Annotated in this window: 7 protein-coding genes; 3 read left to right on the top strand and 4 right to left on the bottom strand. The window is 45.5% G+C overall.

Annotated elements, in window-relative coordinates; genetic code table 11:
- Nucleotides 1-34 precede the first annotated feature (34 nt).
- The gene (locus QT994_RS02665) at nt 35-1,723 is read right to left on the bottom strand and encodes a S8 family serine peptidase (RefSeq protein WP_333171598.1); all 1,689 of its coding nucleotides are present in this window, start codon (nt 1,721-1,723) and stop codon (nt 35-37) included.
- 279 nt (nt 1,724-2,002) lie between these two features.
- Between QT994_RS02665 and QT994_RS02660 the strand changes: the two genes are divergently transcribed.
- Nucleotides 2,003-2,323: a hypothetical protein gene (locus QT994_RS02660; RefSeq protein ID WP_333171596.1), complete on the top strand. Its 321-nt coding sequence runs from the start codon at nt 2,003-2,005 to the stop codon at nt 2,321-2,323.
- 76 nt (nt 2,324-2,399) lie between these two features.
- Here QT994_RS02660 and QT994_RS02655 read toward each other — a convergent pair whose 3' ends face one another.
- Together QT994_RS02655 and QT994_RS02650 are read right to left on the bottom strand one after the other, a co-directional pair.
- Nucleotides 2,400-2,942 (bottom strand): GUN4 domain-containing protein, encoded by a 543-nt coding sequence (locus tag QT994_RS02655; RefSeq protein WP_333044187.1) that lies wholly within the window; start codon nt 2,940-2,942, stop codon nt 2,400-2,402.
- Nucleotides 2,943-3,043: 101 nt separating this feature from the next.
- Nucleotides 3,044-7,198 (bottom strand): DUF4347 domain-containing protein, encoded by a 4,155-nt coding sequence (locus QT994_RS02650; protein ID WP_333171594.1) that lies wholly within the window; start codon nt 7,196-7,198, stop codon nt 3,044-3,046.
- A gap of 283 nt (nt 7,199-7,481) precedes the next feature.
- Here QT994_RS02650 and QT994_RS02645 point away from each other — a divergent pair, with 283 nt between their 5' ends.
- On the top strand, nt 7,482-8,612 hold the full coding sequence (locus QT994_RS02645; RefSeq protein ID WP_333171592.1) for a serine/threonine-protein kinase: 1,131 nt from the start codon (nt 7,482-7,484) through the stop codon (nt 8,610-8,612).
- On the opposite strand, the gene QT994_RS02640 is transcribed toward QT994_RS02645, so the two are convergent.
- On the bottom strand, nt 8,565-8,852 hold the full coding sequence (locus tag QT994_RS02640) for a hypothetical protein (RefSeq protein ID WP_333044184.1): 288 nt from the start codon (nt 8,850-8,852) through the stop codon (nt 8,565-8,567). The genes QT994_RS02645 and QT994_RS02640 overlap by 48 nt on opposite strands.
- 353 nt (nt 8,853-9,205) lie before the next feature.
- Here QT994_RS02640 and QT994_RS02635 point away from each other — a divergent pair, with 353 nt between their 5' ends.
- Nucleotides 9,206-12,664 carry a PAS domain S-box protein gene (locus QT994_RS02635; protein WP_333171590.1) on the top strand — a complete coding sequence of 1,153 codons (3,459 nt, stop codon included), beginning with the start codon at nt 9,206-9,208 and terminating at the stop codon, nt 12,662-12,664.
- Nucleotides 12,665-12,845: the final 181 nt, after the last annotated feature.

Below are 12,845 nucleotides of genomic sequence, written 5' to 3'. Positions count from 1 at the left end.
GGTTTAAACCCCCGTCTCATGGACCCGATCGATTCTATCCTGTCAACCCATTCCGATTAGCTGTTGTCGTCAAAATGTACTCAACTTGAGCCGGAGTTAAAGTCGGATTGGCATTCAAAACTAAAGCCGCTACACCTGCTACTTGTGGCGTTGCAAAAGACGTGCCAGTTTCGATTTCATAATCGTCATCAGGAGTGGTAGAAAATATCTCTACTCCCGGAGCAACTAAGTAATCTAAAGGTCCCGAACCCGCCCGGTTCGAGGTGTCAGCCATCCTGCCGTTTATATCAATACTGCCCACGGCAATTCCCCAGCGATCGGCATTACGAGCTGGATAAGCTGGTTGGATGTCACCCAAATTTCCGGCTGCCATAACCACAACAGAGCCTTTGTTATTTGCATACTCAATTGCGTCATTCACCTGGGTGGAGGGGAAAAACTCATTTCCCAAGCTGAGGTTAATTACATTGGCTCCATTATCAGCAGCATAGCGGATTCCAGCAGCAACATTATTCAACTCGCCGTAAAGGGAGGCGGGCAACACTCTGACAGGCATAATCTTAGCATTGGGCGCAACTCCTGTGATGCCAAAATTATTTCGTTCCGCCGCGATCACACCTGCTATGTGAGTCCCGTGACCCTCGTAACTCATATCCATTGGGTTGTTGTCATTAGACACAAAATCCCAACCCCGAATATCATCAATATATCCGTTGCGATCGTCATCAATGCCATTTCCAGCAATTTCACCAGCGTTCCGCCAAATATTGCCATCCAAGTCAGGATGGGTGTAGTCAACACCACTATCCACGACAGCTACAACAATCCCATTTCCTGTAATGTTCTGATTCCAAACTTCCGGTGCATTTATGACATCTAGCGCCCACTTAGTTCCGCCCAGATCGGGAAGAGCTGGGAAAAGACTTGAGCGGTTTAAGGTGTGGGAAACTGCGGCATTTGCATTCACCAAACCGTAGCCGTAATTACTATTATAAACACCGTTAGGTGTTGTAATATCTGGCACTACAGGAACAGAGGTTGCAGAAAGATTCAGGTTGTAATTGGTAGAGCCTGAGAAGGTATAGACTTCGACATAGTAAGTTCCAGGCGCCAAATTGGGTACATTAATGACATCGGAGACTTGGCCACTATTAGCAGAGGAGTCAATAGTTTCACCAAGATCGACTACACGGTTGCGGTTTCTATCTTGAATTAGCTTTACTTCCCCTCTCAAACCGTCGAGACGCAGGTTAAAATTGCTCTTAGTATTGATATCGAATCGATAGAAATCCTTGGAATCTCCAACTCCGACAAAATCAGTTAAGCTGATGCTACCGTTCTGAACGCCAACAACATTACGAGCTGTCGAAAGAGAGTTACCTGGATCGGCGAAATTCAACTGGGAAGCAGATATCGTTCCTGTTAGCGGATCTGTGTTTGCGATCGCTGACTGTGCTTGCGGTTTGAGTTGAGCATCGCTCACAGAGTAACTGAAGTCAGCCCTGGCATCCGCTACAAGAAAATCCGCATTTTGTGTCTGTTGGTCGCTGCTGAATGCTGTGAGATTAGGAAAGCTAGATTCCGCACTATAGCTAGAAACATTGAATGGATCGATTGGGTTGAGCAAGCCGTTGTTCACCGGAAATACTGATTTGGGGAGATCGTTTGGCTGTTGAATGCAAAAAAAAAGGCGATTGGTAGGATTCGTCTTGATGTCTAACATAAGTTAAAAAATTTGTAAATTTCCAGAAATGTGACGTTGTTTGTAGTAAGGAGTTTAGTCATTAATCTCCTTTGAATAAGACTCTGCGCCCTCACTGCCAACCTATGAAACAATATTAAAAATTTTTAACTGAGGGCGTAGCTTACAAGTTGTAATTGAGATAATAATTCAAACTCCTGATAAGGTCAATTCATAAAAGTCATAACTTAAAGTCATAAAAGTCATATTTGTAAAAATATATTTCAATAAGTAGACAACCAATCAAAGTAAAGTTAAATCATGTATAAGATAAATACAGCAGTTTTCAGTTGCCCGATCGCCACGCAATGGGTACTGGTAATTGGTGAGTGGAAAGCTGTACCTCATACCTGGCAAGGGGCTATTTTAGAAAAAAAGATGTGCAGAGCGTGTACAAGTAACTTAACACATGAAGCTATGACAGTAGAAGAAGCCATTAATTTCTTAGAGAATTTCGTATACCAACAAACAGGAGAACATCTAACTCGATTAGAGCAGTCGATAATTCGAGGCGTTGTAGGGGGTTTGACGTACAAAGAAATTCAGCAAAACGAGCAGAAGTATGACAGCACAAGAACGTAAAACGATCTCGCGCTTTAGATACCCGACTTCTTAAATAAGTCGGGTATCTGGGTATTGTTTTTTTATGTGGGTCTACTTACTTGCCGCAATTAGCAAAAGTAGAGAACAAGTTATAACCTTGAACTTTCCACGCTTGCCATGTATTCCGGGTGCCAAAAAGAATCTGCATAGTTGCATCTCCATCCACGTAGCTTTGCCAACCTAATGCAGCAACAGTTGGGTACTGAGCTGGAAAATCCCCTAGCATAGGAGTTGCTTGCGGGCCTAGTTTCCATCCTACCTTTTCGCTAAATTCTTTAATTTCACCTTCGCAAGTTTTACAATTTAAACCGTTGCTCGTCTTCTGCCAAATCTCTAACTGCGGGGTCAAGCCGTATTTGTTATTGCTGTGTTGCATCCACAATTGGTCGATCGCGCGGAGGTTAGGACAAGACGTGGGGTTGTTGCGGAGTAGAGAGACGGTTTCGCGATCGGCGTCGTCCCATTTCTTAGCTTCTAATAAGGTTTGCAGTTGCCTGAATTCGCTGCTGGTTTCTTGGGCGCTAGCTGAAAAAGCTGGCTGCAAAACAGCAACAGATGCGGTGATGAATACTAGGGTCATTTTTCCAAATTTAAACATGATGCTCCTCCCAGTAAAAGTGATTTAACAAATGATTCGTTTTTAGTGCCTACCTCATTTAGAAGGGCAATCACAGGATTGCCCCTACGCTGGAGTTGGATCTAAAGCAACACAAAATCCGATTCAGTAATCGAACTATTCAACCCAGTCACCGTTGCCAAAACTTGATTAGTTGAGGCAACTTTCAGCAGCGTTCCTCCCGCAGTTTGGGTAATTTCTAACTGCTGGAAAGTCAAACCGTTATCGATCGCAAATTTATCGATACCCACCTCAAAATCAACCACCGTATCCGAGCCGCCACCTGGAGTTAACAAAAAGCGATCGCTCCCGCTACCTCCAATCAGAAAATCGTTGCCATTTTCGCCGCTGAGAAAATCATCTCCCAAACCGCCAAGCAAAGTATCATCTCCCTTGCCACCGTACAAACTGTCATTGCCGATACCGCCGTCCAAACTGTCAGTACCGCGGCCTCCAAATAGGATATCATCGCCACTGCCACCTGTCAGCGTATCGAGTCCCCGGCCACCGTAAATGCTGTCATTACCAGCGCCACCATCGAGGGAATCACTAGCTTTTCTGCCGCTGATAAAATCGTTACCGCTGCCGCCGATTAAAGTATCGCTATCATCAGTACCGACAAGATTTTGGCCCTCAACACCGAGAATTTCAGGAGAAGTATTGACAATTTCAATATCGCCTTGGACAATCGGAGTAGCGGGTTGAGAAGGTGCTGGATTACCTTGAATTTTGGCAGTTAAAAATTCGCCCGTATTTTCGGAAACTACCTGTGCGATTGGTTTTGTGCCAGCCGCCGCTTCTTCGAGGGCGATCGAACTTTCACCTAATGTCACCTTTTGGACTTTGGCAATTTCCGAAGGAATAAACTCAGGCAAAAAGTTAGATTTAACTTTATCCGTGCTTTGATTTGCCTCAACCATTACCTTCGCTGCTTCCGGGGTAATTTGAGAAAGCTGTTGAGTGTTGAGATTGGTGTCAATTTTTTTGACGTTGGCAACAGATTGCTGGATAATGCTTTCTACCTGTGCCGAATCGCTCAAATCCAGGGAACCGCCGGATTTGATTTTACTGTTAATTGCCCCGACAACAGCTTTGACGATCGCAGCATTATCAGCCGTAGATGCACCGTCTATGAGGCTGCTGGTTTGGGTAATTACATTTTGGACTTTTGTCATGGCGACTAGAGTTTCAACGCCGCCCGGTTCATTTTTGGCTGTAGAGGCGATCGGATCTAAGTCTAATAAGTCAACTCCCGCAGGAATAGACAGAGTAGATTTAACTTTTGACTCGGCTTCACTCTGCGTCATTCCCCCATCCATCAAATCAGTTACCAAACTGGTTAATAGAGTAACCACAGCGGCATCCGCAGGTGCAGAAACAGGAGTTTCCAGTGGCAAACCTGTCGCAGTATCCGTCCCGCCAAAAGCAACTAAATTGCCTTCATCTGCATCGATTTTCCCATTTTTATTTTTGTCGAAAGTCTCCAAGGGAATATCGAGCTGATATTCACCGTTAAAGTCAGTAGTAGTTGATGGTTCGTTACTATCTTTTATGCCATTTTTGTTAGCATCAAGGAAGATGGTTGCACCGGAGATGTAACCATCAATAACGGCGCCTTCGTCGATCAAACTAAAAATGGTCTGAGCAAGCTCGTCATCGTCATTATTGGTAACGAAAACAATTGGTGCATTTAACCCGGAGTAATTGGGATCGGCGCTAACAGCATGGTCGGCAATAATAGAGTAATTTTGATTTCCATCAAATACACTATCATCAACGCCTTCTACCGTCACCGTCTGCTCTCGATTCCAATTAGTAGAATTGAAGGTAACAGTTGGCCTGAGAATTACTCCTTCTTCCACATTATTGCTACCAAAATTAATACTCACATCAGCAGTAGGTCGGCTGTTGAGTTTGATAGTGAATTGATCTGTGCCACCTGCTTCTGTAGTGACTAATCCCGATGTTGGATTAATAATAATCTCTGGACTTGCAAGTATCAGTGGGGGCGTCACTTCTGCAGGCGTCGGCGTCACTGGTGTGGGCGTCACTGGTGTGGGCGTCACTGGTGTGGGCGTCACTGGCGTCGGCGTCGGCGTCACTGACGTTGGCGTCACTGGCGTTGGTGTGGGTGTCGGCGTAGCGGACGTAGTTGGTGTTGGAGTTGGTGTTGGAGTAGCGGATGTAGTTGGTGTTGGAGTTGGTGTTGGAGTAGCGGATGTAGTTGGAGTTGGAGTTGGTGTTGGTGTTGGCGTAGTGGACGTGTTGCCAGGAGTGTCATCGTCTATAATCGTACCCTTAACGGTAGCAGTAGTAATGGTAGGTTTGGGGCCGGGTGCGATCGGATTTGACAAAGTAACAATAATGTCTTCATCGCTTTCTGGTAATGTATCGCCCAAGACATCCATAATCAGGGTTTTGGATGTTTCGCCCGGAAGAAATTTGATTTGGCCTTTGACACCAGTTGCCCCAGAAGTCCCGCCAATATTGTTGTAATCGCTGCCGTTAGTAGCATTGCCAGTAATGTCATAACTAACACTGCTGCTAAATTCAAGATTGCCACTGCGAGTCACCGTGAAAATGGGATTTTTTACACCCGTGTTGCCTTCAGTATCGCTAGCACCATTGATAGTAATAGCGTAAGAAACGGCCTGATTAGCGTCTAAATCGTTGAGCAAAACCCTGATATCTCCAAGGGTGTTGCCAACTATATCGGCCTGTTTATCTGCGTTAAGGTCTACTATGACAGGGTTGAGACCAGCGTAGGGAACCTCGTCGTAAGTGTTGAAGCCGCCCGTACCGTCTCCCCACAAAATGAAGGTCGAAATGACATCAGAAACTGCTAAATCAAGTTTGCTATCAGCATTAAAGTCTGCCAGGGTAAGTGAAGAGGGGTTCACTCCTCCATAAGCACTGGTGGTAGAACCAAAGCTGCCTTTGCCATCTCCAAATAAAATAGAAACGCTGTTAGAGCCGCTATTTGCAGTTACTAAGTCAAGGTTGCCGTCGTTGTTCACGTCTCCCACATCTAGAGAAGTGGGGGATTTTCCTACATCAAAATTCGTGGCTTTGCCGAAACTGCCTTTGCCATCTCCTAAAAGTACGGAAATATTATTAGAGTTCTGGTTGGCAGTTGCTAAATCGACCTTTTTATCGCCGTTAAAGTCTCCCACAACGATGCTGCTGGGAAATGTTCCCACACTAAAGTTAGTGGGTTTGCCATAGCCGCCCTTGCCATCTGCCAAGAGTATAGATATGTTGTTAGAGTCGGAGTTACGAGTAACTAGATCAAGCTTGTCATCGCCGTTAAAGTCTCCCCAAAAGACGCCGGTGAAAGATGAACCCAAATCAAAGTTGGTGGCCGGACTAAAGCTGCCTTTGCCGTCTCCTAATAAAATAGAAAAGTTTTTAGAACTCAAGTTAGTAATGCCTAAATCCAGCTTGCTGTCACCATTAAAGTCTCCTGCAGCAAAGTCGTAAGGAGCTACTCCTAAATTAATTTTGGGGCCAAAGTTAAATGTGCCATTGCCATTTCCAAAGAGAATGCCAATGTTGTTTGACAAAAGATCCATAGTGGCTACGTCAGGCTTACCGTCACCGTTAAAGTCTCCGGAGGTGACATTGGTGACGTAGATTTCTGGATCGTAGTCATTAATTTTAAAGAGTGAGAGAACGTGGCTGTAAGTTGCCAATACCTCTGGTTTTAAGGCTAAAGGTGTTTTGATTTTTCCTGTTTTGACTTCGAGTTCCCAATCGCCACCCTTGGCCGCACTTCCTGTTAGATTCTGGGAGGCGGCAACGCTGGCTCCGGTTAGTTCGCTTAGCCTTTTTACGAAGGCAATACCTGTGTCGCCTGCTGCTACTTGGCAGCCATAAAGCAGAATTTCTGGTTGAATTCTTTCTTCCCCAAGGCTTGAAGGCGGCGAATTTTCGATCGCGCCCATTTGTGTCGAGAACCACTGCTGTAAAGAAGTGCGATCGCACTCGATGCTGTCTGCATTCAAGTTGCTGCTGCCCAATTGCAAGCAGCCCGGCGATCCGTGGGAAATTATGTGAATTGCTGAGACACTGCGATTTTGCAAGGCTTCGGCAATTTGTTCGATGCCATTACGACGGGCATCTAGTTGAATGACTTCGGTTTCTGGGTGGATGCCGTTGGCTAAGGTTTGGGATTCGGGTACGGCACTGTCGATAAATGCGATCGACTTTGTAATTGTCTGAGCGATTGAGTTTGCCATGATACAGCTCTAAATATTTTGCTTGAATTGGGTAAAGTCAAATTTGCAACGTGCTAATTTGGGAATATATTCCGTAGTTAAAACTTGTAATTGATACAATAATCGCAACTGTGGATAATGTCAATTCATAAAAGTCATAACTTAAAGTCATAAAAGTCATATTTATAAAAATATATTTCAATCAGTAGACAAAGCTATCAAAGTCAAGTTAAATCATATGTAACAGAAATCTAGGGGTCAAAAAATGTATATCTCCTGTACAAGTCACTTAAAATATGAAGCTATGACGGTAGAAGAAGCAATAATTTTTTTGGACAATCTGGTATACGAACAAACGGAAAAACACCTGAGTCGCTTGCAACAGTCGATAATTCGAGGCGTTGTAGGGGGTTTGACGTACCAACAAATTCAGCAAAACGATCCGATCGCCCGCGGGTACACAGTGGGCTACCTGGGGCGGTATGTCGGCTACAACTTGTGGAAAGACCTCACCAAGGTACTGAAGCAAGCAGGAATTATTGGACAAGAAGAAAGAGTAGTCGGAGCAAATCTTTGGGACTGCATCATGAGAGCTGTAGAAAAAGGCACACAACCCGCTAATTATGTCGATCCGATCTTGCAAAAACTGCTGCAGATGCGTTACCGAATCAGAGAACATTTGGTCAGCACTGAGTACAGCGATACATATCTGGCTGAAGATGAAAATTTGCCCGATCGACCTTTATGCCTCGTCAAGCGCCTCAAAAGCCAGTGTGAGAGAACCAGGCACCTATTCGATCGAGAAACGCGGCTTTTATATCGATTGGGTCAACACGATCGGATACCAGAATTGTTAGCTCGCTTTGAAGAAGATGGATATTTTTATTTAGTCTATCAATTCATCGAAGGGCAACCCTTGTATCAAGAACTACTCGAAGGTCAACCTTGGGAAGAACATCAGGTTATTGCTTTGTTGAAAGATATCTTGGAAGTCCTTGTCTTTGTTCACAAACAAGATGTAATTCACCGCGACGTTCACCCTCAAAACTTAATCAGGCGCACATCTGATAACAAAATTGTATTAATTGACTTTGGGGCAGTTAAAGAAATCAACACTTCACTAAACAGTATCGGTCAAACGAAATCGCGCGGTGGGACTCAGCAAGATTATATTCCTCCCGAACAAGCCATCGGTTCCCCGAAACTGTGCAGCGACATCTATGCTGTCGGGCTCATCGGGATTCAAGCCTTGACAGGAATGCGCCCGAAACAACTCAGAGTTGATAATTTAGGCAATCTTATCTGGCAGAAAAATGCAACTGTCACCCCGCAGTTTGCTAGCGTTTTAGAAAAGATGGTGCTCTACGCTTTCCCCCAGCGTTACCCCTCAGCAACCGAAGCTTTGCAAGCAGTTCAAAACTTGGGAGTTAGTTGACTGTTGTCTGTTGTCAGTTGACTGTTGACAGTTGACAGTTACCAAATCCGACTTTAATATCCCCTCTTTAGTCCGCGCAGGCGGACTTTGTTTTTGTAGTAGCGGTTTCAAGCGCCGAGTCTTATCTGTTCTGCCGATCGCATTTCCCACAGCCACAGCAGCCGCTTGACAATCCGAGCGATCGTGTTGCCGATTGACTAATCCGCTACTATTACGCCTTGATGTACTGAGTAAAAACACTCGGTCTTGCCGAGCGATGGGGCGCTAATTTCCGAGACCGAAGGGACAACGAACAAGCAACAAGGAATTTTTTGTTTTAACTTACCAGCAAGAAAAATTATTGAATTCTGCCGAATGCCTTCTACATAAGAGCCTTCAACCTTCAGTTGACTATATCTCTAAAGTTAGATAAAATAATTCATATTTTATGCTTAGCGGTTTTAAGAAAGTCTTAAGCAGCTTTGTATAGTGGGCAACAATATGACTACAGTATTTATTGTTACCTTAGATACGTAGAAACCCAAATAACTTGAGGGATCGAGAAATTGGAACTTTTTGAACGAGCACAACAACTGCACAGGCCCTCAACCCGAATGGCAGCAGTTCAGTCTTTTTCCAAAAAAGCGAGTATTGCAGTAATCGCGATCGGCTGTACAGTCCTTTTGGGTTGGATATTCCATCTGCAACCGTTAAAAAGCATTCTGCCCGGACTCGTGACAATGAAAGCCAATACTGCGATCTGCTTTATTTTGGGCGGGTGTTCTCTGTTCATCCAACAGCGGCGGCGCGTAGAATTAAGGGCAAGAAAGCATCAAAAAAATCCTAATTGTTTAATTTATAGCTGTTCATTTTTAATTATATTAATTAGCCTATTAACCCTAGTTCAATATACTTTTAATTTAGACTTAGGCATCGACCAACTGCTCTTTGAAGAAAGTTACACCTTGACAAGCGCCGGAATACCAGGACGCATGGCTCCGAATACTGCTGGTGCTTTTTTATTGCTGGGAACAGCGCTGCTGCTGCTGTCAGAACGTCGCCCTAAATACCTGCGGATTCAAATCTTAAGCTGTTGTGCATTTTTAATTGCATTTACGGGTTTGATAGGCTACCTCTACGACAAAGCTTTATTTTACCAAATTGGCAATAATACAGGGATGGCTTTGCACACCTCCGCAGCATTTATGTTGCTGAGCGTCGGCATTTTATTTGCCAGCCCAGAGCGAGGATTGATCGCAGTCATGACGAGCGATCGCGCGGGCGGCATCATGGCGCGGCGCTTGTTACCACGGGCAATTATTATCCCGCCTTTAGTAGGTTATTTCATCCTCTCGGGAGAGCGGTTACAAGCCTACACGCCGGAGGTAGGGATATCGCTGTTAAGCGTATTGAACGTGATTATTTTTACAGTTCTGATTTGGCAGAATGCAAAAACTCTCTGCACGGCCGACCGGAAGCGCTATCGAGCGGAACTGGGACTGAGGAAAGCTAAATTAGACTTAGAAACTCAAGTTGAGAAACGGACTATCCAACTGCAACTCGCCAATGAGCAATTGCAGGAGCAAATTTTCGACACTCAAACAACTAAGCAGGCACTTCAAAAAAACTACAACCTGTTGCTTGCCGTCATCAATAGTACGCCGGCCGCCCTATTTGTCAAAGATATTCAAGGCCGTTATCTGATGCTAAATGCTGCGGGAGTTAGTATAATTGGCAAGTCTGTAGACGACATTATCGGCAGAGATGACAGCGAGTTATTTCCACCGGAAATTGCGGGGAATATTAGGAAAACCGATCGCCCAATTATGACAGCCGGCCAAACGCAAGCGATCGAAGAAGACCTGCCAGTCAAAGGAAATTTGAGGACATTTCTTTCTACAAAAAGTGCTTACCGGGACGGAGTAGGAAATATTAGCGGTATAGTTACCATTTCGCGGGATATTACTGAGAGCAAACAAGCCGAAATCGCCAACAGAAGTCTGGCAGCAATTCTGGAAGCTACGCCGGATTTTGTAGGTATCTGCGACCTCGAAGGACGCGCGGTTTACATCAACAAAGCAGGCAGAAAAATGGTGGGTATAGACGAAAACGAAGATATATCCAACCGACAATTTCCAGAATTCACGGCAGCGTCAGCCCGCAGCACTTTGAATCAAGCGAGCGCCACTGCTGTTTCCGGGGGCGTTTGGAGCGGAGAAACCGCCTTCGTGTCAGCCTCGGGACTTGAAATTCCCGTCAGCCAAGTCATCATCTCCCACTCCGCACTGGACGACAAACTCACATACATTTCGACGATCGCCCGCGACATTAGTGATCGCAAAGAAGCCGAAAAAGCGCTGCAAATGTCTCAAGCTCGTTTCGCCGGCATTGTAGAAATTGCCGACGACGCGATTATTTCCGTGGATGCTGACCAAAAAATTATCCTGTTCAACCAAGGTGCAGAACGGATTTTCGGGTGGAGTGCAGCGGAGGCGATCGGGCAATCCCTGAGCCTGCTGTTACCCGAAGCTTTTGCCGCCCCTCACAGCCACCTCGTCAGCAATTTCGGCGGCGACGTTAAACAAGCCCGAAAAATGGGCAGCCGCAAAGAAATTTTCGCCCGCCGCCGAGACGGTACGCAATTTCCCGCCGAAGCTTCTATTTCCAAACTCGAAGTTGCAGGTCAAATTATATTCACAGCAATTTTGCGCGACGTGACGGCGAGCCGACAAGCCGAAGAATTTGTGCGTCTGAGCGAGGAAAGATACCGATCGCTGGCAATGGCCACCGCGCAACTGGTATGGATGACAGACGCTCAGGGAAAGCCGATCGCACCGATCGACTGGATGGCATATACAGGTCAAAGTTTGGAGGAAGCTACAGAAAACTGGGTTTCGGCAATTCACCCAGACGATCGTCCGATCACGGCACAAGCTTGGATGCGCGCAGTCGAAGCAAAAAGTCTCTATGAAATCGAGCACCGCTTGCGGGCCGCAGACGGCAGCTACAGACACTTCTGGGTGCGGGGCGTCCCCATTTTGGCAGCCGACGGCAGCATTCGCGAATGGGTGGGAACTCACACCGATATTAGCGAGCGCGTCCAAGTTTTGGAAGCACTCAAGCAGTCGGAGGGACAGTATCGATCGCAAGCAACCGAGCTCGAAAAAGCTGTCTACGAGTTGCACCAAACTCAAACTCAACTAATCCAAACCGAAAAAATCTCTTCTCTCGGGCAGCTAGTCGCCGGCGTCGCCCACGAAATTAACAATCCGATTAACTTCATCTACGGCAACATTACCCACGCCACCCAATACGCCACAGACTTGCTCGGCTTGCTCCACCTTTACCAGGAAAAATACCCAAATCCCGTCCCGGAAATTGTAGAAGCAGCCGAAGATATTGAAGTCGATTTCTTAATGGAGGACTTTACAAAGATTTTGGAATCAATGAAGGTAGGCGCCGATCGCATCCGCGACTTAGTTGTATCCTTACGCAACTTTTCCAGACTCGACGAATCGCAGATGAAGCGAGTAGACATTCACGAAGGAATCGAAAGCACTTTGCTAATTTTGCAGCACCGGATCAAAGCTAATGTACTTCGTCCCGCGATTGAGATTATCAAAGAATACGGCAATTTTCCAAAAGTTGAGTGCTATGTAGGTCAGCTCAATCAAGTATTTATGAATCTTTTAGGAAATGCGATCGACGCCCTCGAAGAGTACAATAACGCTCATTCTTCAAAAGAGATATATTCTCACCGCAACAGAATCCGGATTAGCACCAGTGCGAATTCAGACACAGTAACAATTCGGATTGCCGACAACGGGATGGGAATCAATCAAGAAGTTATTCACAAGTTATTCGACCCATTTTTTACTACTAAACCCGTCGGCAAAGGCACAGGCTTGGGGCTGTCTATCAGCTATCAGATTATAGTTGAAAAACACCGGGGCAAATTGCAGTGTATTTCCACGCCTGGGGAAGGTGCAGAGTTTGTCATCGAGATTCCTATTTGCCAGGAAGTATCAACGCTGCCTGCCGAAAACACCAAGGAAATGGTCAGCATTCATTAGTCATTAGTCATTAGACTGTTGACTGTTGACTGTTGACTGTTGGCAGTTGGCAGTTGATAGTGGGCAGTTGATCGTTGATGGTTGTCATTAATCATAAATTTCTCAACGTCTCCCCGTCTCCCCATCTTTCGTCTCCGTCGCTCGATCGCCCTAAATTGAAATAATTCTTTACAATAAAAAA

The sequence above is a fragment of the Microcoleus sp. S13_B4 genome, from assembly GCF_036700885.1.
GTDB lineage: Bacteria > Cyanobacteriota > Cyanobacteriia > Cyanobacteriales > Microcoleaceae > Microcoleus.
The sequence above is the reverse complement of the archived record's forward strand: the minus strand, read 5'-3'. Positions and strand labels throughout refer to the sequence as shown.